This is a genomic window from Pantoea graminicola (genome assembly GCF_048452665.1).
Taxonomy (GTDB): Bacteria; Pseudomonadota; Gammaproteobacteria; order Enterobacterales; family Enterobacteriaceae; genus Pantoea.
In genome coordinates this window covers 366,775-390,005 of the sequence record NZ_JBLWSJ010000003.1, presented here as the reverse complement: position 1 = coordinate 390,005, position 23,231 = coordinate 366,775, and the positions used below count along the sequence as shown (strand labels likewise).

The 23,231-nt window shown below is 58.7% G+C and carries 18 protein-coding genes and 1 pseudogene; 10 read left to right on the top strand and 9 right to left on the bottom strand.

Translation table 11 applies throughout. From position 1 onward, the window contains the following. Positions 1–99 precede the first annotated feature (99 nt). Positions 100–1,086, top strand: coding sequence for a LysR family transcriptional regulator (locus ACNY69_RS09490; RefSeq protein WP_418798091.1), 987 nt, complete (start codon positions 100–102; stop codon positions 1,084–1,086). Here the strand turns inward: ACNY69_RS09490 and uraH are convergent. Then, positions 1,042–1,464: a hydroxyisourate hydrolase gene (uraH, locus tag ACNY69_RS09485; protein WP_111140378.1), complete on the bottom strand. Its 423-nt coding sequence runs from the start codon at positions 1,462–1,464 to the stop codon at positions 1,042–1,044. The two genes, ACNY69_RS09490 and uraH, sit on opposite strands and share 45 nt — an antisense overlap. 878 nt (positions 1,465–2,342) lie before the next feature. Here uraH and ACNY69_RS09480 point away from each other — a divergent pair. The 5 genes and pseudogenes from ACNY69_RS09480 to ACNY69_RS09460 form a co-directional block, all read left to right on the top strand. Beyond that, positions 2,343–3,119: pseudogene (locus tag ACNY69_RS09480) on the top strand (DsbA family protein); the annotation flags it as partial. A gap of 573 nt (positions 3,120–3,692) precedes the next feature. Next, positions 3,693–4,196 (top strand): sugar dehydrogenase complex small subunit, encoded by a 504-nt coding sequence (locus ACNY69_RS09475; protein WP_418798088.1) that lies wholly within the window; start codon positions 3,693–3,695, stop codon positions 4,194–4,196. Between the two features lie 20 nt (positions 4,197–4,216). Beyond that, a complete protein-coding gene (locus ACNY69_RS09470; RefSeq protein WP_111140499.1) occupies positions 4,217–5,821 on the top strand; it encodes a GMC family oxidoreductase in 1,605 nt (534 codons plus the stop codon). Next, positions 5,814–7,151: a cytochrome c gene (locus ACNY69_RS09465; protein ID WP_418798086.1), complete on the top strand. Its 1,338-nt coding sequence runs from the start codon at positions 5,814–5,816 to the stop codon at positions 7,149–7,151. The genes ACNY69_RS09470 and ACNY69_RS09465 overlap by 8 nt, the downstream gene beginning before the upstream one ends. 967 nt (positions 7,152–8,118) lie before the next feature. Further along, entirely contained in the window at positions 8,119–8,454 is a 336-nt protein-coding gene (locus tag ACNY69_RS09460) for a gamma-glutamylcyclotransferase family protein (protein ID WP_111140501.1), read from the top strand. Between the two features lie 271 nt (positions 8,455–8,725). Here ACNY69_RS09460 and ACNY69_RS09455 read toward each other — a convergent pair whose 3' ends face one another. From ACNY69_RS09455 to hipB, 4 genes are all read right to left on the bottom strand, one after another. After that, positions 8,726–10,771, bottom strand: coding sequence for an FUSC family protein (locus ACNY69_RS09455; RefSeq protein WP_293770042.1), 2,046 nt, complete (start codon positions 10,769–10,771; stop codon positions 8,726–8,728). Positions 10,772–11,162: 391 nt separating this feature from the next. Then, positions 11,163–11,369 carry a type II toxin-antitoxin system MqsA family antitoxin gene (locus ACNY69_RS09450; protein WP_111140503.1) on the bottom strand — a complete coding sequence of 69 codons (207 nt, stop codon included), beginning with the start codon at positions 11,367–11,369 and terminating at the stop codon, positions 11,163–11,165. Positions 11,370–11,479: 110 nt separating this feature from the next. Next, positions 11,480–12,793, bottom strand: a complete 1,314-nt coding sequence (locus ACNY69_RS09445) for a type II toxin-antitoxin system HipA family toxin (protein ID WP_418798084.1) — start codon at positions 12,791–12,793, stop codon at positions 11,480–11,482. Further along, on the bottom strand, positions 12,793–13,041 hold the full coding sequence (hipB, locus tag ACNY69_RS09440; RefSeq protein ID WP_111140505.1) for a type II toxin-antitoxin system antitoxin HipB: 249 nt from the start codon (positions 13,039–13,041) through the stop codon (positions 12,793–12,795). Before hipB ends, ACNY69_RS09445 begins: the two co-directional genes overlap by 1 nt. A gap of 183 nt (positions 13,042–13,224) precedes the next feature. On the opposite strand from hipB, the gene ACNY69_RS09435 reads away from it, so the two are divergent. After that, complete coding sequence (locus ACNY69_RS09435) at positions 13,225–13,650, top strand: GNAT family N-acetyltransferase (RefSeq protein ID WP_418798080.1); 426 nt, start codon at positions 13,225–13,227, stop codon at positions 13,648–13,650. Between the two features lie 35 nt (positions 13,651–13,685). On the opposite strand, the gene ACNY69_RS09430 is transcribed toward ACNY69_RS09435, so the two are convergent. The 4 genes from ACNY69_RS09430 to ACNY69_RS09415 all read right to left on the bottom strand — a co-directional run bounded on the left by ACNY69_RS09430 (position 13,686) and on the right by ACNY69_RS09415 (position 18,901). Beyond that, positions 13,686–14,477 carry an inositol monophosphatase family protein gene (locus ACNY69_RS09430; protein WP_111140507.1) on the bottom strand — a complete coding sequence of 264 codons (792 nt, stop codon included), beginning with the start codon at positions 14,475–14,477 and terminating at the stop codon, positions 13,686–13,688. 23 nt (positions 14,478–14,500) lie between these two features. Then, positions 14,501–15,562, bottom strand: a complete 1,062-nt coding sequence (locus ACNY69_RS09425; RefSeq protein ID WP_111140508.1) for an ABC transporter ATP-binding protein — start codon at positions 15,560–15,562, stop codon at positions 14,501–14,503. Then, complete coding sequence (locus ACNY69_RS09420; protein WP_418798078.1) at positions 15,559–17,784, bottom strand: ABC transporter permease; 2,226 nt, start codon at positions 17,782–17,784, stop codon at positions 15,559–15,561. The genes ACNY69_RS09425 and ACNY69_RS09420 overlap by 4 nt, the downstream gene beginning before the upstream one ends. Before the next feature lie 88 nt (positions 17,785–17,872). Then, complete coding sequence (locus ACNY69_RS09415; protein WP_418798076.1) at positions 17,873–18,901, bottom strand: ABC transporter substrate-binding protein; 1,029 nt, start codon at positions 18,899–18,901, stop codon at positions 17,873–17,875. 213 nt (positions 18,902–19,114) lie between these two features. Here ACNY69_RS09415 and ACNY69_RS09410 point away from each other — a divergent pair, with 213 nt between their 5' ends. The 3 genes from ACNY69_RS09410 to ACNY69_RS09400 all read left to right on the top strand — a co-directional run bounded on the left by ACNY69_RS09410 (position 19,115) and on the right by ACNY69_RS09400 (position 23,219). Next, positions 19,115–20,149 carry a LacI family DNA-binding transcriptional regulator gene (locus ACNY69_RS09410; RefSeq protein WP_111140511.1) on the top strand — a complete coding sequence of 345 codons (1,035 nt, stop codon included), beginning with the start codon at positions 19,115–19,117 and terminating at the stop codon, positions 20,147–20,149. A gap of 264 nt (positions 20,150–20,413) precedes the next feature. Beyond that, on the top strand, positions 20,414–21,307 hold the full coding sequence (locus tag ACNY69_RS09405) for an SDR family oxidoreductase (RefSeq protein WP_418798073.1): 894 nt from the start codon (positions 20,414–20,416) through the stop codon (positions 21,305–21,307). Positions 21,308–21,395: 88 nt separating this feature from the next. Then, the gene (locus ACNY69_RS09400) at positions 21,396–23,219 is read left to right on the top strand and encodes a glycoside hydrolase family 15 protein (protein WP_418798071.1); all 1,824 of its coding nucleotides are present in this window, start codon (positions 21,396–21,398) and stop codon (positions 23,217–23,219) included. The last annotated feature ends 12 nt before the right edge of the window (positions 23,220–23,231 follow it).

The following is a 23,231-nucleotide window of genomic DNA, read 5'->3' as shown; positions in this document are numbered from 1 at the left end:
GCTGCCGGTCTGATTGCCACTCTATGGGAGCCGGATTAGCAGATAAATCCGCTAAAATGAAAATGACTATTCACGGAGATGGATAATAAAGGGGAAAGAATGGATCAGTTACTGGCAATTAAAGCTTTTTCGCGGGTCGTGGAGAGCGGCAGTTTCACCCGTGCAGCGGATTCCCTGAACATGCCTAAAGCGACCCTGAGTAAGCTGGTGCAGGAGCTGGAAGCGCATCTCTCAGTACGGCTGCTGCAGCGCACCACCCGGCGCGTCACCGTGACGGCAGAAGGGCATGAATATTACGAAAAAGCCCCGCGCATTCTGCATGATCTGGAAGATATCGATGCCTGTTTCAATGCCCTTCGTCAGAAGCCGCGAGGGCATCTGCGCATCGATGTCGGAGGATCGACGGCCAGAGATGTGCTGATCCCGCTGCTGCCCGATTTCTTTGCCCGATATCCTGATATTACTCTGGACCTCGGTGTATCTGACCGGCCGGTGGATATGATCAGTGAAAGCGTTGACTGCGTGATCCGGGGCGGTCCTCTGGCCGATTCATCACTGATTGCCCGTCTGATTGGACAGGCTACGCTTGTCACCTGCGCAACGCCTGCCTATCTGAAAGCGAACGGCGTCCCGGCTTATCCTGATGAGCTGCGTAACGGACACCGGCTGGTGAGCTATCTTTCGCCACAGACCGGCAGGCCATTTCCGTTTCGGTTTGAACGGCAGGGGGAAAAAACGGAGATCGTCACGCCGCATCGCATCGGGGTAAATGAGAGTAATGGCCATCTGGCGGCCGGACTGGCCGGGCTGGGGATTATTCAGACGTTCAGTTACTGCCTGACGCCGTTTCTGCAGCAGGGCCGGATGGTGGAGATCCTGCAGGCGTGGCGTCCGGCGGGCTATCCGTTTCATCTGGTCTATCCGCAAAACCGGCATGTCACTCAGCGGCTGAGGGTATTTATCGACTGGCTGGTGGCCTGTTTTCCGGCGAAGGTCGCAGGAGAGGGTGAGTCCGGCACCGGAGTGCCGGATTTTCCGGGATCAGTTACCGCGGTAGGTGGAGTAACCAAAGGGGCTCAGCAGTAACGGAATGTGGTAGTGCTCACCGCTGGCGTCCATGTTGAACTCAACCGGGATTTCCGGGAAGAAGGTTTTCTGGTTGCTCTTTTTGTAGAAGTCACCGGTTTTGAATACGACCCGGTAGCTGCCTGCGGCGGCCATTTTTTCCTGCGGGAAGAGGGCGCTGATGCGACCGTTATTATCCGTGACGCCTGAAGCCAGTTTCACCCAGTTATCCTGCTGCTTTTGATCCAGCTCGACCTCGATTCCCGCCGTAGGCTGGCCGGTCTGCAGGTTCAGAACGTGGACGCTCAGGGGATTTTTAGCGGTGGCAGGCTGCGCTGCGATAGCTGATGCAGCAGAGGTCATCAGTAGTGTAGCAATCAGAGCATATGACGTTTTCATCAATGTTTCCTTTATTGACTCGTTGGGTGACTGTGAGGAAAGGGTATGATCGCTGACGGCAAAGCGACATTTATTGGCGGGAAATGTGAAATTTCTGAGAAATGAAGGCGACAGGTATTTTAGTTACATCATACATAAAGCCTTCCTTTACGCTTAATCCGGCATAGTGCGGTAAAGGCTATTCAATGAAGTAAACCGCCGCTCAATAGTGCCAGAAAAAGCGGGGCGGCCAGATGTTAACACTGATTTATATGATTTACGTCAACAAGTTACGAACCGGACTGATGAATATAGTCAACCCGCACGGCTACGCCAGCGCAGCGGCTCTTTTCCTGCTGAGGCTGCCAGATCGTTAAGGCAGGCAGACGGGCAGGCGCGGCTGGCCCTGTCACGCAAACAACTCACTCTTCAGGACGACAAGCATGAGAATGAATAAACTGGCGCTGACCATGATGTTACTGGCTGGCGCGACCGGCGCTGTGGCAGCAGAGCAGGCGGGCGATCCAGCGGCACAGACCGTTACGCAGAGCGGCCCTGCCGCGATTTCATCGCCGGATAGCGGGGCGCAGCGTCAGACGGCATCACACCCGGCTGATGTGCCTGTCGTCTCCGCCGCTCCGGCGGCACAATCCTCTTCGCCATCTCCGGAGACGACGCCGGTTATCTCCACATCGGTAACGGCCGCGCCGCCTTCCGGCAACGGCGTGGCGCCTGCTGTGCAGAACGCAGAGGCATCCGGTATTGCTGCTACCCAATCATCCGGCTCCGCACCGCAGAAAGCCGCGGACGCTGCGGCTCTCCCGTCACAAACGGAGAGCAGGACGTCAGACTCGGCTGCGCCGGCGGCGTCCTCTGCCACAGAAAAACCCGAAACGCCGCCGGCCACCGCTGACGCTGATACTCCCTCAGCCAGCGCCCCGACGCCATCGGTTACCGCAGCACCCTTTACGCCTGCGCAGGAAGCGCGTATTGGCGAGGTGGCAAAAGCTTATCTGCTTCAGCATCCGCAACTGCTAATCGAAATAGATCAGAAGCTGCAAAAAATGCAGTACGACAATCAGATAAAGGCGATGACCGCTGCCGTCATCCGGCATCAGAACGCGCTGCTGAACGACCAGACTATCCCGGCCATCGGCCCCGCAGACGCCAGCGTTGCGGTAATTGAATTTTTTGATTATCAGTGCAGCGTCTGCGCCCGTCAGGCACCGATTATTCAGTCGCTGATGAAAAGTCATCCACAGATCCGGTTTATTTTCAAAGAGTGGCCCATCTTTGGCTACCGCTGGAAACCCTCTTTTCAGGCAGCCGAAATGGGCCTGACTATCTGGCAACAGAAGGGGGCCGATGCCTATCTGAAATACCATGATGCGCTTTTTACTACCGGCCATATCGAGGGCGCACTGACGCAGAAGGACATTGCCAGAGCGGCATCCGTCGCCGGGGCGGCGAAAATCAAAGCCAGAAGTCAGGCGATGCTGGAGACGTTGTCCGGTACGGATGAGCTGGCGAAAAATCTCGGTTTTCAGGGCACGCCGGGCATCGTCGTGATGCCTGTCTCGGGCGCAACCGCAGAAAATGTCACGGTCTTTCCGGGCGGCGCGACGGAATCGATGCTGCAGGATGCGCTGAATAAGGCGCAGGGTCAGGCCCGCTAACCCTCATCGCGGGGCGGCGGCATCGCTGTCAGTGAACCCGGCCGGAAGGAAGAATCGCTGCCTTCCGGCATCCTCATTTAATCCCCACCGGCCGTCCGAATGCATGACTGATTGACTCGCAATGAAATAAAGCCATCTTTCGTCAGAACTGACGTTAATAACGTTTTCGTGCTATTTCCGGTGAATAACGATTCCATTTTTCCACTTATTTCAGCCTCTGTTTTTACGCCACGCAGTAAAGCGGACCAATAATCTCCTGATACCCGGAATAACACCGTACGGCGCTGAACAAACGTCCCGCCCCCCGGCTGACGGGGGAAAGAAGAGGGGGTTGGCAACGCTGCGGGACGGTATAGCTGCTGTTTAAGAACGATTTAATATACTCGCCGCGCGCAGAGTGAAGATCGTTTTAATTCAATAACGGTGCGCAATTAAATAATCAGCCAGCATTGTCTCTCTGTCGCGGCTTTATATAACCGACAGGGCTTGTTCTTTTATTGCTGGCAGCCCCAGGCGCATTCGATTGACTTTGTTGCTCGCAGAAGCGCGAGCGACGATTGACTGGACAACACTATGAATCACTATTCCCGCCGTCACGCGCTGAAGATGATCGGGCTGGTCGCTGTCGCAACGGCCTCCGGTCATCTGCTGCCACTGCCACGGCTCAGTGCGGCCCAGCCCCAGGCACCGCTAACCGGACTGGATGATTTCATCCATGTCTCCCGACTGCTGACCCAGCATAACGATCTCAGCCCGGCCCTGGCACATGCGCTGATGCTGGCGCTGACCCAGACTTACAATGACATTGCCCGCGATCTCATGACGCTGAACGCGCTGCTGCAGAATCAGCCCGGCCTGCTGCAGCAGGATCGCCTGACGTTTGCACCTGAAGATGCCGCCAGCGAATCGCTGGCGAAGGCCATTCTCAGCGGCTGGTACACCGGCGTTGTCGGCAAGGGCAAGGCTGCCCTGTATGTCACCTATGTGAACACGCTTTCCAGCCAGCTGGTCAGTGACAAAGTTGTACCGCCCGGTTTTGCATACGGTCCTGTAGGAAGCTGGGCGAAACAGCCCTGACGAAGAGAGTTCTGCCATCCATGAATAAACAAACTTCTCCCGACGTGGTCGTGATTGGCGCGGGCGTCAACGGTTCGCTGCTGGCCACGCGACTGGCTAAAGCCGGTAAGCGCGTACTGTTACTGGAGTCCGGCCCCAGAGTCGGCCGCGACGAGCTGGTTGAACGGTTTCGCGCCTCCGCGTTCAAGTCGGACTTTATGTCGCCGTATCCGTTTTCACCGCTGGCCCCGCAGCCACGTTACACGCCAGTGCCCAATGATTATCTGCATCAGGCGGGCCCGCATCCGTTTGCCGCGCAATATATCCGCATCTTTGGTGGCACAAGCTGGCACTGGGCGGCGCAGCTCTGGCGCTTCGTGCCCAACGATTTCCGTCAGCACAGCCTGTATGGCGTCGGCAAAGACTGGCCGATCGGCTATCAGGATCTGGAAGAGTACTACTACCAGGCCGAGGCGATCGCGGGTGTGGGCGGCTCACCGGACAACGGTTCGCCCCGCAGCAAGCCGTTTCCGATGGAGCGCGTTCCGGCTTCCTGGCTGCAGCAGCGGGTGACGGCGCGTCTGGCCCCCGAATTTACGGTGCTGGATGACTGCACCGGGCGAAACAGCCGAAGCTTCGACGGCCGTCCCGCCTGCTGCGGCAACAATAATTGTATGCCGGTTTGTCCGATCGACGCCCAGTATCACGGCGGACTTGCGGCTCAACAGGCTGAAAACAGTGGGGTGCAGGTCATCACCGAAGCCGTGGTTTATCAGCTGGAGCATGATGCGCAGGGGCGGATCACGGCTGCCCGCTATTACGACTGGAACAAAGTCAGCCATCGGGTGACGGCAGAGACCTTTGTGCTGGCCGCCAACGCGATCGAAACCCCGAAGCTGCTGCTGATGTCCGCCAGCGACACATTCCCGCAGGGTATCGCCAACGCCCGTGACAACGTGGGCCGCAACCTCTGCGATCACCCGGCGATAAGCGTCACTTTCGATGTGGATGAGGAGATCTGGCCGGGCCGTGGGCCGGTCAGCCCGTGCTCGATAGGCCAGTTCCGCGATGGCGATTTCCGGCGCGAGCACTCGCCGTTCCGCATCGATATCTCTAACGCGTCGCAGGTCGCTGCGGTAACTAAGGAGGTACTGGCAGAGGGCTACTTCGGTAAAAAACTGCAGGATGAAATCCGCTTCCGCGCCGCCCGGCGTCTCAGCATTAAAAATGCGCTGGAGCAGTTACCCGATCCCGATAACCGCGTCACCCTGAGCGGCAATAAAGATGCGCTGGGTCTGCCGACGCCGTCGCTTTACTGGAATATCGATGATTACGTGGTCAGAGGCACGGCCAGAACGCGGGAGTGTTACGACGCCATCGCGAAACGGCTGGGTGCGACCAATATCCGGCACAGCAAGAGCGGCAAATTCTCCAACCGTCAGCATATTACCGGCACGCTCTCAATGGGCCGGGACCCGGCGACCAGCGTGACCGATGAATGGGGGCGGGCGCACGACCATCAGAATCTGTTTATGGTCGGCACCGGCGTGATGCCGACGGTCGGCACCTGCAATGTCACGCTGACGGCGATGGCACTGGCGCTGCGCACGGCAGACAAAATCCTGCAGGAGACGCAACATGGTTAAGTTATGGCACGCTTTACTGACCGCAGGCACCTTACTGGTCGCCCCGGCCCAGGCGCAGTCGGCCGATCAGAGTGAGTTGATCCGGCGCGGTGAGTATCTGGCGATAGCGGGCGACTGCGGCGCCTGCCATACAGAGGAGGGCAAAGCGCCTTTCAGCGGCGGTCACGCCATTGTCAGCCCGCTCGGCACCATCTTCAGCACCAATATCACGCCGTCGAAACAGGCCGGTATTGGTCATTATACGGAAGCAGAGTTCGCGGCGGCGCTGCGGAAAGGGATTCGGGCCGACGGCAGCCGTCTCTATCCCGCGATGCCTTACACCGCCTACGCCAGGCTTAACGATGAGGATATCCTGGCGCTCTACGCCTACTTTATGCAGGGCGTAAAACCGGTGGATGAGCGGCCGCCGCAGACGGCGCTGCCATTCCCGTTTAATCTGCGCATCAGTATGGCGGCCTGGGATCTGCTGTTCGCCGGTGATAAGGTTTATCAGCCCGATCCCACGCAGAGTGCGGCCTGGAACCGCGGTGCCTATCTGGTTCAGGGGCTGGCGCACTGCAGCACCTGTCATACGCCGCGCAATCTGCTGATGGCGGAACAGCAGCATAAGTTGCTGAAGGGAGCGTCGCTCGGCACCTGGTACGCGCCGGATATTACGGCACCGGCCCTGCAGGCGAACCCACACTGGACGCAGCAGATGCTGGCTGAGTATCTGTTGACCGGTCATGCGGCCAACGGCGCCACGGCAGGCGGCCCGATGCGGGAAGCGATCGACAAAAGCTTCTCGCGCATGACGGATGAGGATCGTCAGGCGATCGCCACATATCTGCTGCCCGCCGACGCTGTCATCCCGAAAACCCCGGACGTCAGGGGATTGCGGCCGGTCACCGGTGACGATCTGCCGCCGACGCTGGCGACGATCAGCCAGGGTGAACAGATCTATCGGGATAACTGCGCGTCCTGCCATAACTTATCGGGCCAGGGACAGAACGGGCTGCCGGCACTGCAGAATCATCCCGTGCTGAATAAGCCTGTGGCGGATAACGTGGCGATGGCCATTCTGGATGGCGTCTGGCCGGAAAAAGGTCAGGGCATGATCGGGTTTGCCGGTTCACTGGACGACGAGCAAATCGCGGCCGTGACCAACTACGTGATGCAGGATATGGGTCACAGTCAGGTGCAAATCACGCCGGAGAGAGTCAGCGCGCTGCGCGCTGGCGGTGACACGTCGCCGCTGAAACTCCTGGCGCGTATCGGCATGGGTGCAGCGGTGGTTGCGCTGATTCTGATCGCGTTCTGGTTACGGAAAAGACGCGCAGCAAAAGTCTGAGTTGAAATCCCCGCAGGCGTTTGTCGCGGGGATTTTATCTATTGGTCGGGCAGCGTTCGTTAATTGCCAGCAACGGATTACAGAGAGGGTGAATTCAGTGTCAGGGCTGCCGACGCCGTTATCGGCTCAAAGGATGAAAGCGAGCGAACGACACGGCAGGGAACAGCAGAGCAGGAGAATCCCGTTAGCCGATGGCGTACCGCATACCTTATTTAACATAATATACATTATGCGCTTTTAATGCTTATGATGTCCGGGCATCGCTGAAATCCTGAATTTCGATGAAAACGGCCTTTTGACCCTGACTGTCGATCCGATCCTCGCTCCGGCCCATTTTCGATGATGGCTTCGCAGTTTATCCCGGTTCATCTGTTGAGCCTCTGACTTTCTGTTTTACGCACTTTTACGCACTCTGCCAGTCCGCCGCCACGGCTCTGACATATTTGCCATCAGCCACGTCTGCTGTGCCGCACGCACTGATTCACTACGCGCATTCTGTAACGGCCTCCGCTTCTCCGCGGCTGCACGCACAATTTCGGTTTCCGTATTTTCCGTGGACGAAGCAACAAAATGCGCTGACGTCTTCCCACTTATGCGTCTTTGCCGATATCCGCTGTCATGCAGCCCCACAGGTTTTACCACGCTGAGTCTGAGGCGCTGACCTGCTAGCACGCCTTATCCGTCTCGTTGCTGCTGCGGATTCTATGTCCGCCAGTTTCGGTTCCGCGCGCTGCCCGACCGCGACAAAGCCGGATCCTGCTCTGGATGTTGCCGCGTACATCCGAAAAATGGCAACGCTACGTGAATTCTGAGGCTGTTGTGTGGCCCGCTGGCCCCGGAATTTATCAGAACGCGCCATTTTCTGGCCCCGTTATCTGACCACACCGGAAAATTATGGCCGCTGCATGACATCCGATTTCAGGCACGCTAAAGTTGCTGGCTCTGACGGTTTGCTTGATGAGAGAAAATGAAGCGCTTATTTGTCTATGGCACGCTCTGTCCGGGCCGCGAGAACGCCCATATCCTGGAAAAGATTGGCGGCGAATGGCTGGCCGGTTCGGTGAATGGCACTTATTACCCGCGTGGCTGGGGCGCGGCGGCTGACTTTCCCGGCATCATCCTGGACGAAAACGGCCCGGACGTGCCGGGTTACCTCTTTATCTCCGACCAGCTGGAAGCCCACTGGCCGATGCTGGACGCCTTCGAAGATGGCTATGATCGCGTAAAAGTTCGCGTGCAGACGGAGAAAAACCAGCAGCTGACCGCCTGGGTTTATCAGCTCCAGCCGCCGGCGAGCGCCTGATCGATGTTTCCGTAACAAAGCGCGCGCGCCCTTCGGGTTTTATGGCGGGTAGCGCCTCATCGGTTCAGGACGTTATAAATAGCGCAAGCTACTGATTTTTAAACAGCTATAATGCATCTCCAGCTTTTCACTTTTGGCCACCCTTTTCGCTGCCAAACCTGATCAGGCAGGCACGATGTCAGACAGGTTTATCAAATAAGATTTAATGTATGATGTAACTAAAATAGTCTATTCTTTATACTATCAGCCTTTACTATATGCCCACCAGCCCTTACTCCGGCCAGCGCTGATGTGGAAACAGTGACACCCGGATATTAAACAGATGGATCAGCGGTGCAACGGCCTCACTCTCCTGCCGGGCGATGCGCTCCAGCCGAAGCAGCAGCAGGTCCAGCTCCTCCAGCAGATCCTGATGCGGCGCGAGCTGTAGCGACTTCATTTTGCGCTTCAGATAGAGCGCCAGCTCATGAAACATCTGTCCGCTTTCAATACCGTGCCTCTCCAGAACCTCACGGTAACGCGCATAATAGTCATAACAGTTTGCGCCCAGCCAGGTTTCGGTAATCAGATACCCTCCCACCACGATATCGGGCACCGGATCGAGCCGTTTTCGCGGCAGGATGATGTTTACCCTGTCGAGCATCCGCGCAATAAATTGCTGCCGGGAAAGCAGCGTCGCGGAATTGCGCTCCACCAGTTTGGTAAAGCCCAGCAAATCACGCAGCCCCCGCTGCACCGCGCGTCGGGCAATCCATGACGGCCGTTTATTGCGGATCAACGCCGTCAGCACGACCGCAAACAGAATCCCTGTCATTGAAGAGATGGCCGCGTTGAGCGTCACGATCAGGTTCGGCACGTAGTGATGGCTCAGCCCGATAAAGCCCGGGATCTGAATCGCGACACTCAGCCCGATCAGATTGGTCGCCGGATTGGCGATAAGCAGACTCAGCAGCATCAGACCCGGCAGCAGACAGATCATCAGCGCCTGCAGCGTGTTGGCCTGCGGGATCAGAAACGCGATATAAAACAGACTGACCACCAGCGCAATCATCACCCCTTTGACGAACAGCTTCATCGGCGTTACCGGAGAATCGACGCCCGCGAAAAAGGAGCTGATAATCGCCGCCATTAGCGGCGCATTCGCGCCATCCGCCCAGCCACTGCCAATCCAGAACAGGCTGGAGAGAAAGGTCGCGAGAAAAGCGGTCAGCGCCGACAATCGCAGCAGCCCTTTGTCGATATGCCGGTGCTCCCGGATATTGCGGATCGCGGATCCGTCGCCGTGACTGTAGAGATCCCCGGCGCGCGCGCTGACGTTCTCATAGGCATCGGCAATACGCACAAAGTTTGCCATCCGTTCCAGCAGCCCTATCAGCAGCAGACTCTCTTCGGTTGCCAGCTCCCCTGCCCGCCAGGCCTGCTCCAGCGTCTCCTGTGTGGCCGCAATCGCTTCCCGCAGTCCGTTAATATCGTTAACCCGGTCATGATGCAGCCACAACAGAAACTGCTGAAAGGCATCGGTGACGCACGGCGGAAAGCGGATGTTCAGTTCAGCCAGTACGCCCAGCCGTGACTCAATGGCGGTCAGGGTTGGCAGCAGATAGGTCAGATGCTGATACTGCACGCTGACCAGACGAATGACGTTTCGGGCGGCCTCGCCCTCATAGACGCAGTGCGTCAGCAGCGTTTCGACGTTAAGCGGATAGCCAGCCATCTGAATCAGGATATCTTCCCGCTCCAGCGATTTGTTCTTCGCCATCCCGCTAATCAGTTCGTCACACAGTCTGCGGGCGTTCAGGAACCAGTGATTGACGCTCTGCCCCAGCAGATGGTGCATGGAAACCGGGAACAGCAGCCGGTGAATCAGCGTACTGCAGAGGATCCCCAGCGTGATCTCTTCGATCCGTGAAATCACCGTATTAATAATCGCTGACGGCGTATCAACATCGGGAAAGCCCATAATCGCCGCGCTGTAACCCGCCAGCATAAAGATATAGCTCTTCGGTGTGCGGTCATGCAGCGAGAGCCAGAGGCAAACCGTCACCCACAGTGAGACGCACAGGCTGAACAGCACCGGTGACTGCACCGTTTCGGGATAGATCAGCAGAATAAAGGTGCCGCCCAGCAGCGTGCCCAGCAGCCGAAACAGCGATTTTGAGATGGTCGAGGCGGCATAAAGCTGTGAGGTGACAAAGACGGTCGTCAGCGCCCAGGCCGGTTTTTCAAAGTTCAGGATCAGTGCGACAGAGAGTGCGATAAACGCGGCAAGGGAGGTTTTGCAGGCAAACAAAACCGCGTTTTTGGTAAACCATTTCATCGAATGAGGGCAGCCAGGAGCTTTCTGAGGCGCGTATCCTGACAGAAGCGCCAGCGTTTTACTCTCAGTTAAATTTTACAAATTATTACCAGCCTGATAACGCCTTTTTATCCTGCGGTGAACAGCTTCCTGAACGGCCTGCGAACGGCAAACAATCCCCCTTCTTTCCCCTTCAGATTCTGTGTGTGCGTCTGTTCCCAGGCTAATCTTAAGGTTGGTCGCGTATGCTGCCACCCGCACACTGCAACTGCGTGGGTGTGCACAAAAGATGACTTACCTGCGATACGATTTTGCCTGCCTCGTGCAGGCTTTTTTTTGCTGAAATAGTGACACAAAACCTGAGCTGGCGGACGGGATCGTAAAAAAGCCCGCAATCGGCGGGCTTACGCTGTTATCTGACGGGAATGCCACCATTCTCCAGTGCTTCAGCCTTTTCGGGATACTGCCCGGCTGTCCCGGCGGTCATAATCACCGCCCCGCAGCGGATGCAGTGATCGCCCTTCACATCCGGTACCACATCTGCCGGATTGCCCGTATTCAGGCTGACATCACGCGTGGCGTAAACGAACGCCTCTCCTTCACATCCCGGACATTTCATAGCTGACTCCCTTGTTGACCCTGTCTGCTAAGCATAGACGACAGCGGCTGAGCCACGGGCACCCGGACAGTGCTTTCAGAATGGGCCCATATTGCCGGTGATGTCTGAGACTACGCCTGATGCCGCAGCCGCTCCAGCATAATCAGGGAGTGGCTGAAAATGGCGTCGGCGATATGCTGCGGGAAACCGGACGGCAGTGTATCGCGCACCGCCACAACGGCCTGAGGAAAGGCCCGGACAAAGAAATCAAAAATCTGCTGCAGACTGTCCGTATCGAAACTGACGCTTCTGGCCGTATTGATAAAATGACGCGGGAAGATTTTGTCGATCTCCGTTTTCCGGCCCCGGCTGGCGCGCAGCCCCATCGCCAGTTTCAGGGCGCGCCTGTTCAGACCCGTGCCACCCAGTACCGGATAGGCGGAGATGAGATCATAGAAGGGGGTCAGGCGGTAGCTGCCGCCGCGCTCAATAAACAGGGAGAAGTTCTTGGCGTGGCCATCGGTTGCGCCTGTCAGCCACTGAAACACCTGAAACTGCATAAACCGGTAGCGATCCTCAATAGCGTTACTCGACCCCATCAGTATCTGCATGATCTCCGTAATCCCCGGCCCGCCGTCCGACTCATATTTGGTCGAGGATGGCAGCCCCAGCGCCTGACAGAAATCCTCCTGCGGCAGGCGAATCAGACGGGTTTTATCGCGTGACCAGCGGCGATCGAAACGTTCGACGGCCAGGGCGCGCATCCTGCCGGCCTGGATTATTGTGGCCTGCGGCACATCGATACCGAGTGCGCGGGCCAGTGCCAGACAGAGATACTCATTCTCTACGCTTTCGCGCATATCGAGCGTGGCGGCAGGCTGTTTAATCTCCCCAATCGGCAGCTTGATAATGTGGGAGGTAGGCGTGGCGCCGGCTGGAATGCTCCAGCCCTCATCGGTCAGCAGCAGCGCGGTCTTTTCCTGCGCACCCGCCACCGAGATACGGAAATCGGTCTCTTCCCGCAGCATCCCCAGCGGGATATCTGACTGATAGGCCGACAGGACGCTTTCGAGGCGGGTTTCATCCAGCACTTCGTAGCGGGCGTGCAGCGCGGGCAGCGGCATATCGGGCGGCAGCAGCATGGTTGCGCCAACGCTGTCGCGGCCGATCTCCTGCAGCAGATCGAACGGCTGACGCGATTTTATCTGATAACGCGCTACGATTCTGTCGCGAATCAGCGGACTGTCCGGCAGCAGGTTATCGAAAAAATTGATGACCGCAGGGGAAGTGATCGCCCGGACCTGCAGTGGCAGCGAGAGTGACAGCGGCCTGGAGAGCGGATTACTCAGCCAGCCGGTATCATACTGAAACTCATGCGCGCCGTTGCGATGTCGGGTCAGTACACCCACCCGCTCGCCGTTCATCCACGCTATCAGCCTCTGCATTACCACGCATCCTCATCATCAATCTGTGGCGTTGCCGCCGCCGCTTTTTCCTGCACATCCAGACTCAGTTCCAGCGACTGCAACAGTTTAAACAGCGTGGCCAGTGAGGTGTTGTCAGGCGCATTTTCAAAGTGGGAAATGGTGGCCTGTTTCAGGCCGACCTTTTTTGCCAGTTCACTCTGGGTCCAGCCATTGCGCTGGCGGATCAGTTTCAGCCGGTTTGCCAGCTGAAGCGGGCTGTATATCATGGGGCGCTCCTCCGGAAAGCAGACGACAAGCATAGCGCAGTCGTCTTATCCCTGACAGGGTATAAATGACACTTTATCCCCATAAGAGGATAAATACAACTTTATACCCTTCCGGGGATAACGGGCGATTTATCCCTTGCAGCGGATATTCCGGGATTTACTAACGGATTAAAGAGGAGCAGGATGCAGACATTGACCCTTACCCACGAGATGAACGATGACGACCGGGAAGCCCTGCTGATCGGTCTGGGCGCGTATAACCAGACGTTTATCCAGCGAGATAACTGGGGGCCGCTGTCGGTTGCCTGCCATGATCCGCAGGGAACGCTGCGCGGAGGCCTCATAGCGTCACGGAAAGGCAACTGGCTCTGTATCGATTATCTCTGGGTAGACGAAACGCAGCGGCGTCACGGCACAGGCAGCGCGCTGATAAATGCGGCAGAACAGGAAGCGGTCAGAATGGGGTCACGGTTTGCGCTGGTCGATACCTTCAGTTTTCAGGCCCTGCCGTTCTATCAGAAACAGGGTTATGCGTTACAGATGTCACTGCCCGACTTTCCGCATGAGGGGATGCAGCGCCATTACCTGATAAAAACGCTGTCACGCTGACGGGCAGAACGCCAGCGTGACAGCGTCACCGTAGGTCAGAGGCCCGCAATATGGCGCAGATCGGCCTCGGCACCCGGTGCTACGGCCAGCACCTGCGCCCCTCGGGTGAGGCGGTCACCCTCAGTGTTAAACGGATGAACCCAGCCGCCCGCCTCTTTTACCAGGCAGTACCCCGCCAGACAATCCCAGGCGTGCATGTAAGGTTCGTAATAACCGACTACGCGGCCTGCAGCCACCCAGGCGAGCATCAGCGCACCCGATCCGATACGGATAAAGTTACCGCCCGCCGTCAGCAGCGCCGCCACTATTTCGCCCACCTGCTGCGGCGTCACATGGCTGTTGGCACCAAACCCGGTGACATGATTCTGCAGCGTCCGTGAGGGATCGACGGCCAGCGGGCGTCCGTTCAGGGTTGCTCCCTGCCCCAGCGCCGCCACATAGCACTCCTGATAGGTGGGCGCGAAGATCACGCCGATAACCGGTTCATCGCCGCGCAGCACTGCAACCGACACACACCAGCTCGGCATCCCGTTGAGAAACGGGCTGGTGCCATCGATCGGGTCAACCACCCAGGTATAGTCAGATTGTCCCGGCTGCAGGCCCGACTCTTCACCCAGAAAGCCATCGTCGGGAAAGGCGTCACGGATGCGGCTGGCGATCAGCTGCTCCACGTCACGGTCAGCAATTGAGACAACATCCTGCAGATCATATTTGGTCTCCACCACCAGCGTCTCCCGGCGGTGAAACCAGGATAAGGCAGTCGCGCCCCCTTCGCGCGCCACGGCTTCAGCCAGGGCCAGTCGCGTCATGATTTCGTGCGTTTGCATACGAACTCCCGGATTTCATCAGATTAACGGGCAATCAGGGCAAGGCCCTGAGGCTTGAAGTGGATACCGACCCGGGCCGCGAGCGGCAGACGCTGCGCCATCAGCGGATCGATAATGAACAGTGCGCCCAGCTCGGTCGCCACCTCATATTCGATGTGGTCGCCCAGCCAGGTGCTGTGGATCACCTCCCCCTGCAATGCGCCGTGGCCCGCCTCCGACAGCGTGATAAACTGCGGTCGCACGGCCAGCTGCGCAAGCCCGGTCCGGGCAGAGGAGCTCTGTACCCGAAATTGCTGAGTGCCGAGGCGAATCAGTGCCTCCTCTGTATCGGCCTGTACCACTTCACAGGGCAGAATGTTGGCCTCCCCCATAAAGTCAGCGATAAAGACCGAGTCAGGTGCGTGATAAAGCGTCTCCGGCGCGCCCTGCTGAGCAATATCCCCCTCTTTCATGACAATAATCTTATCGGAGACGGCCAGCGCCTCCTCCTGATCGTGGGTGACATAGACGGCGGTAAAGCCGATCCGCTGCTGCAAATCGCGAATATCGGTGCGCACCCGACGGCGCAGACGCTCATCCAGGTTCGACAGCGGCTCATCGAGCAGCAGCACCTGCGGCTCCAGCACCAGCGCACGCGCTACCGCAATACGCTGCTGCTGTCCACCGGAGAGTTCCGACGGCAGCCGCTGCCCCTGGCTGTCGAGTCCCACCAGCTTCAGCCCTTCGTGCGCCCTTTCCTGCGCTTCACGTTTGTTCATGCCCGACGACAGCAGGCCATAGAGAATATTGTCGAGGGCGTTCATGTGCGGAAACAGCGCATAGGACTGGAAGACCATCGCCACGTCACGCTGGTTGGCGGGCAGATGGGTGACATCTTTGCCGCCTATCAGGATCCGGCCCGAGGTGGGATGTTCCAGCCCGGCCAGCAGCCGTAGCGTGGTGGTTTTGCCGCAGCCGGAGGGGCCGAGCAGCGTCACCAGCGTACCCGGCTCCACGCTGAGCGACAGATCCGGCAGCGCCGTGAAGCCGTCAAAATGTTTGGTCACATGCTCAAAAACCACCGAACCAGCTTGAATGGTCGTCATACGGCTCTCTCCTGAGTCAGGTTGGATGCAGAGGGTGCGGCAGTGATGACCGCCGGTCGGGTTGCGCGGCGCAGGCGGCGTTCGCCCACCAGAAGCTGGAAGAGGCCGATGATCAGAAGCATTACCACGATCAGGACAGAGGAGTAGGCAATCGCCACGCCATACTCTCCGTTCTCCACCAGGCCGACGATATAAGAGGTCGCCATGTTGTACTGCGCGCTGACCAGGAAGATCACCGCGCTGATCGAGGTGATGGCCCGCACAAAGGCATAAACCAGCGCCGCACTGATGGCCGGTTTTAGCAGCGGCAGCACCACTTTGCGCAGCGTACGGAAACTGTCTGCGCCCAGCGTCAGGGAGGCTTCATCCAGGCTTTTATCGAGCTGGCTCATGGCTGCGATGCCGCCACGGACACCCACCGGCATGTTGCGGAAGACAAAGCAGGCGATCAGGATAGTCGCCGTGCCGGTGATCTCCAGCGGCGGCAGGTTATAGGCCATCACATAACTCACGCCAATTACCGTGCCGGGAATGGCAAAGCTCAGCATCAGCATAAATTCAAAGGTCTGACGACCGGCAAACTTCTGCCGCACAATCAGCCAGGCGGTCAGCAGGCCCACGATGGCCGTCAGCGGCGCGGCGATCAGCGCAATCTCCAGCGTGGTCCAGAATGAATTCCAGGCGACGCCGCGCCAGACCAGCGTGCCCTGCTCAATAGTGACGCTGAAGGCCCGGATATAGTGATCCAGCGTCAGCGCATTATTCAGCCCCCAGGACTGCACAAAGCCGCCGACCATAATCATGCCGTAGATCACCAGCGTGAAGAGGCCCCAGGGGATCACCATGCCGTAGACGCCGTAGCGCACCGGACGTGGCAGCCGGGCGTGACGGCCGCCGTCACCTTTCCCGGTCACGGTGGCAAAACTCTTGCCGGAAAGCCAGACGCGCTGAACCAGGAAGGCGAACAGCGTGAAAGTCAGCAGGATCATCGCCAGCACCGCGGCGCGGCTGGGATCGTTCTGAGCGCCGACCACCGAAAAGAAGATCTCTGTCGAGAGTACGCCGTGACTGCCGCCCAGCACCATCGGGTTACCAAAATCGGCCATGCTTTCGATAAAACTGATGAGAAAGGCGTTGGCCAGACCGGGTGCCATCAGCGGCAGCGAGATGCGGGAGAAGGTACGCCAGCGGCTGGCGCGCAGAGTCTGTGACGCCTCTTCCAGCGAAGGCGAGATCCCCTCCACCACACCAATCAGCACCAGAAACGCAACGGGCGTAAAAGAGAGCACCTGGGCGATCCAGATGCCGGTCATGCCATAGAGCCAGCGGCCCGGCTCGATGCCGAACAGCGTCGCCAGCGATTCCGTCACCACCCCGGAGCGGCCAAACAGCAGGATCAGCGCCAGCCCGATGACAAACGGCGGCGTGATAATCGGCAGAATGGTCAGCATCCGCAGCGCCTTTTTGCACGGCAGCGGCGTGCGGGTAGCCGCCAGCGCAAATGCCAGCCCCAGCAGAGTGGATCCGCTGGCCGTCATCAGGGCCAGTCCCAGCGTACGCCAGGCGGTGCCGCAACTGCCGCCGGTGAAGCAGCCAAGGCTCCAGATGGCCGGATCCTGCAGATTCGCCAGCAGTCCGTCAGGCTTAAAGCTGCCATCAACATCCTGCACTGAGGCGACAAACAGACTCAGAACCGGATAGATCACAAAGGTGGTGACCAGCGCCACCAGCAGTACAATCGACGCCACCACAAAGGCATCGCCTTTCAGCACGCCGCGCTCGGCCAGTGCAAAGGCGAAGATCAGCAGAAACAGGGTCAGCAGCAGCAGTGCGCCTGCCCCCATCGCCGGTTGCCCCTGCGCCAGCGGCCCCGCAAGCTGATCCAGCCAGAGCCAGTTCCAGCCGCTGAAGCCGATGGCATGCCCTTCCAGCACCAGAAACAGGATGCCCGTGAGGCTGAACAACAGAAGCAGCGTACTGCGGGTTCGGCCGAAGGGCAGAAAGCGGCAGGCCGCCGCGAGCAGCCAGAGCGCCACGACGACGCTGAGCCAGGGGCGTAACGCAAGCTGGCCCAGCGCAGGGGGGCTGTTCTCATCGCGCCACAGGCTGAAGATCCCGTCAACGCTGAAAAAGCCCTGCTCCAGACTGTACCAGGGCAGCAGCGTCAGCGCGACGACTCCCGCCAGCAGCACACCGGTTAAGCGACGATTGTGCGCATTCATAAATCACCTCGTTCAGGAAGCGGACATCAGGCTTGCGCCACCGCGGTCTGGTACAGGCCCGGCTCAGGCAGCCAGGCGCACACCACCGTTACTGCGCGCGGGCACCGATCTCTTTATCCCAGCGACCCAGCAGCGCCTTGCGTTTTGCCGCGTCACCGTAGGTTTTGAAGTCATAATCGATCAGCTTGATGTTCTCGAAGCGCGGCGCGTATTCAGAGATCGCCGCCTGGCGGTTGGAGGGCAGCTGGAACGATTTCGCCTCTTTCATGTGCGACTGCGCCTCAGCACTCAATGCCCAGTCATACCAGCTTCTGGCGTTGGTCAGGTTGCGGGCCCCTTTGATGATCGACATCGAGCCAATCTCATAGCCGGTGCCCTCGCAGGGGGCAACGGGCTTAATCGGGAAGCCATCCACCTGCATGGCGACGGCATCGTGCATAAAAACGATGCCGATGGTGGTTTCGCCGCGCGCGGCGGCTTTGACCGGTGCCGAGCCGGACTTGGTGTACTGGGAGATGTTGGCATTCAGCTTCTTCAGATAGTCAAAGGCCTGGTCTTCGCCCATAATCTGAACCAGCGTTGCCAGGGTGTTGTAAGCCGTGCCGGAGGAGTTCGGATTGGCGATCTGAATTTCGCCTTTGAAAGCGGGATCGAGCAGGTCCGCCCAGCAGGCCGGAACCTTCTGCTTTTTCTCCGCCAGCAGTTTCGTGTTGTAGCCCCAGCCCAGCGCGCCGGCATAGACGCCGACGGTGCGATAGCCGGAGATCTCTGCCACCTTCTGCGACCAGGGCTGCTGCTGGTCGAGCAGCGGCGAGTGGTAAGCCTGCGTCAGGCCCTCTTCTGCGGCCTGCATATGCGGGTCGCCGGTACCGGCCCACCAGATATCGGTGCGGGGATTCCGCGCTTCGCTGCGGATACGGGCATAAGCCTCACCGGCGGAGAGTCGCACCATGCTGACTCTGATATCGGGATGAGACTGGCTGAACAGCGTCGTCATCTGTTCGCATACCACCACATCCGCAGAACAGATCATATTCAGATTGCCCGCTGCCGCAGCGGCAAAGGGCTCGGCCGGGCAACTGACAATAACAGCAGCAAGCAGAGAGGAATAACGCATGATGTTCTCCTGAGGGGCCGGATGACGCAGAGTCGCCACCTTTTGCACATGTGTGCAATTAGTACGGCCGCCCTGTCTGGCTGTCAATTCAGTTATCCCGCAATTGTCAGGTTCTGTCACAAATTTGAAACATTCAGCGCATCGTTATCTTTTGCACAGCTTTGCAATTTCAGGCAGACTCACTGCGGGCCCTCACGGGATAAGGAGAAGAAGATGCAGCAGCTGAAGACGGTCGTCAGCGCCCAGGATGTGGCGGAGCGGGCGGGTGTCTCCCGATCCGCGGTGTCACGCACCTTTACACCGGGCGCCAGCGTGTCGGAAACCACCCGTCAGCGGGTGATGAAGGCGGCAGAAGAGCTGGGTTATCACGTTAATCATCTGGCGCGCGGCCTGGTCAGTCATCGCAGCGGCATTGTCTGCTTAATCGCCTCCGAAGTAGATACCCCCTATCGTGCCAGCCTGGTGCGCTGGATGACGCAGTATCTGCAGGAGGCGGGAAAGGTGGCGATGCTGATCAACACCGACCGTTCAGATGCGCGGGTTTCGGCGGCGTTGCAGCAGGCGATTAATTTTCGCGCCGACGCCTCTGTCATTCTCTCCGGGATGCCGGACAGCGCCATCACCCGCCTCTGCTATAAGCACGGCCAGCATCTGGTGCTGATCAACCGCGATGAGTCCCTGCCCGGCACGCTGAACATCAATCTCGACTCCCGCCCGGCCGCAGAGATGGCCGTCAATGCCTTTGTGCGCGCCGGGTGCAGCCGCATCGCCTTTGTTAATTCGCTGGCGGGCACCCCGAGCCTGCAGAAACGTGAAGCGGATTTCCTGGCGGCCGCGCAGCGCGCAGACGTAACCGTTCATGTGGAGCGGTTCGGCTCGACCTCCTATGAGAGCGGACAGATTCTGGCGCAGCGCCTGCTGACGCGCAACGTGCGCCCGGACGCGGTTTACTGCGCCACCGACCTGCTCGCCTGCGGGTTTATGGATGAGGCGCGGCACCGCTTCGCGCTGCGTATCCCGCAGGACCTCTGCATCATCGGACACGACAATATTCCCCAGTCGGGCTGGGCCTCCTACAACCTCACCACTTTTGCGCAGCCGGTCGAGCAGTTTGCCCGTGACGCCATCCGCTGGCTGGTGGAAACGGAAGCACAGCCGGACGCACTGATACCGAAAAGCGAACAGCATCAGGAGCGAAGAATATATCCGGTCGATGTTGTCTGGCGCGGTTCTGTCCGGGGCGCATAGGCGCCCTTCTTTTTATTTTTCACCGGCACGTTACCGCGCTGAAATAATTTCCCGCCGGTTTTACGCTTCGCTTTAAATAATCGTGGCCTGCATTGAAAAATAGTGGACCACGGCAACCCACAATCGCGATTTCCTGTCTACGCTTTATCTGCATTATTAATTCACTCTGGTTTTATCTGCTCAATGAATCAGCAGTCAGATGTGACAAATATCACATTTGTGCCAGGCTTACTGTCTCAGATCACTCTGTTCAAGGAGCAAACAATGACAACACCAGCGAATAATACGCTCGATGTGAATGACTTCCCAAAACCTCCTTTTGAGGATCAGCCGCAGCAGGCGCCAGGCCTGGCCAGCAAAATGATCCCGGTTCCGGACCACGGTGAAACCAGCTATCGCGGGACAGGCCGTCTGGCTGGCCGCAAGGCATTGATCACCGGTGGTGACTCCGGTATCGGCCGCGCCGTGGCGATTGCCTATGCCCGTGAAGGCGCAGATGTGGTCATTAACTATCTGCCGGAAGAACAGCCGGATGCCGATGAAGTGGTGAAATTAATCGAAGCGGAAGGCCGTAACGTTTTCGCTATTCCCGGCGACATTCGCTCTGAAGAATTCTGTCAGCAGCTGGTTAAAGAGGCTGCGGATAAATTAGGCGGTCTGGATATTCTGGTAAATAACGCCGGTCGTCAGCAATTTAATGAGTCCATCCGGACGTTGAGTACAGAAGATTTCGACGCGACGTTTAAAACTAACGTTTATGCTATGTTCTGGATCACTAAAGCGGCACTGGAATATCTGCCTCGCGGCGCGTCCATCATTAATACTTCGTCCGTGCAGGCATTTAAACCCAGCGATATTCTGCTCGACTATGCACAGACAAAAGCGTGCATTGTGGCCTTTACCAAATCGCTGGCTAAGCAGCTGGGCGGTGACGGTATCCGCGTCAATGCGGTCGCGCCTGGCCCATACTGGACCCCGCTGCAGTCCAGCGGTGGTCAGCCGATGGAGAAAGTTAAACAGTTTGGTGCCGATGCGCCGCTGGGCCGTCCGGGCCAGCCGGTTGAGATCGCCCCACTCTATGTGACCCTGGCGTCGACCGAGAGCAGTTACTCCTCCGGTCAGGTCTGGTGCTCCGATGGCGGCACCGGCACCCTGTAATCCCCAAAGTGGCCGCCTGGTGCGGCCCTTTTTTTGTCCGGCTTTTATCCCGCCTATCCCCCGCTATCGAAAACAGAGGAAAACGCGCATGGAGAACCCGATCTTTCATTCGCCCGTCAGAGAGGATGGCTTTGCGGGGCTGGGCGACTATGCCGCCATCGGCGAAGGCCGTTCGGTCGCGCTGATCGCGCCGGATGGTTCAATCGACTGGTGGTGTGCGCCCAATCTCGACGCGAAACCGCTGTTTGACCGCCTGCTGGATGCCGGACTGGGCGGCTACTTTCAGATCGTGCCGGCCGCGCCTTATCAGGTGTCACGTCGCTACCGGGACAACAGTAACGTGCTGGAGACCCGCTTCGAGACCGGAAGCGGTACGGTGCTGCTGACTGAATCGATTAACAGTACGCTGGCGGGTCGGCTGCCCTGGTGCGAACTGGCCCGCCGTATCGAAGGCGTCAGCGGTGAAGTGGCGTTAGCCATTACCCTGCGCTTTGGCACCGCGGCTGAAACCCGTTCGCCGTGGGTGGCCGAAAATGAGAAAGGCAAGGTGTTTCACATCGCCGACATCATGACGATGTTCCGTGCCAGTGACGATATCTGCATCACCCATCTTTGCGACGAAGAGATCTGCGCCACACTGCGCACCACGCCGGGTTCCCGTTCCCTCTGTGCGCTGCTGGTGACCGAGAGCGAGCCACTGGCGGTGCCGCCGCTGGAGGCGATCGACCAGCGCATCGAAATCAGCCACACCGGCTGGCGCAGCTGGGTGGAGAACCTGAGCTACAACGGACACTATCCGGCACTGGTAAAACGCTCTGCCCTGTCGCTGAAGTTTCTCTGGTACTCGCCGACCGGCGCGCTGGCGGCGGCGGCGACCACCTCACTGCCGGAGGGGATTGGCGGCGAAAAAAATTACGATTACCGCTACGCCTGGGTGCGCGACGCCTGCCTGATTATCAAAGCCTTCGTCTATATCGGCGCGCTGGAGGATTGTAAGGCGGCGTTCTCCTGGCTCTCTCAGACCATCATGCGCCACGGCGTCAGGCTGCGCGCCTGTTATGCCCTGAACGGCGATGAGGTGCCCGCCGAGCGTTATCCTCTGCTTGCGGGCTATCGCCATTCCCGGCCAGTCCGGGTCGGCAATAACGCGCGCGATCAGCTGCAGCTCAGCATGTATGGCGACATGCTGGTCACTGCGCAGCACTTTATTGAGGCGGGACATGTGCTGGATATCACCACCTCACGCATGCTGGGCGAGCTGGCGAACTGCTGTGCCGACCACTGGCGGCAGAAAGATTGCGGGATCTGGGAGCTGCCTGAACTGCAGCACTACACCCATTCGAAAATGGCCTGCTGGATGGCGCTGGATCGGGCGGTGGCCCTGGCCGAGAGCCAGCATATTGAACCAACCTGGCTGGGGCGCTGGCAGCGGGAGCGCGACCGTATTCGCGACTGGATTGAGTCCCACTGCTGGTCTGAACAGCAGCAGGCTTATCTCTTTTATGCGGGCAGCGAGGATCGGCTCGACGCCTCGCTGGCGCTGGTTCACCACTATGGCAACGCGGTGAACCGGCAGCGGATGCTCGCCACCTGTCACGCTATCCGCAGGGAACTGGGCGATGGCAGCGCCATGCTCTACCGCTACAGCGGCGTCCGGGAGGAAGAGAGTACCTTTCTCGCCTGCGCTTTCTGGCTGGTGGAGGCCTGGGCAAAGCTGGGCGAAACGGCGCAGGCAAACCAGGCGATGCAGGAGATCCTGACGACGCTGGAGGGTCACGGCAACGTCGATATTTTCAATGAGATGTATGATGTGCGCACCCAGAGCTGGCGCGGCAATATGCCACAGGGGCTGAGCCATCTGGCCCTGATCTGCGCGGCGCAGGCGCTGTCGGAAGCCGAAGCGCCGCCCTGAGTAACCGGGCCC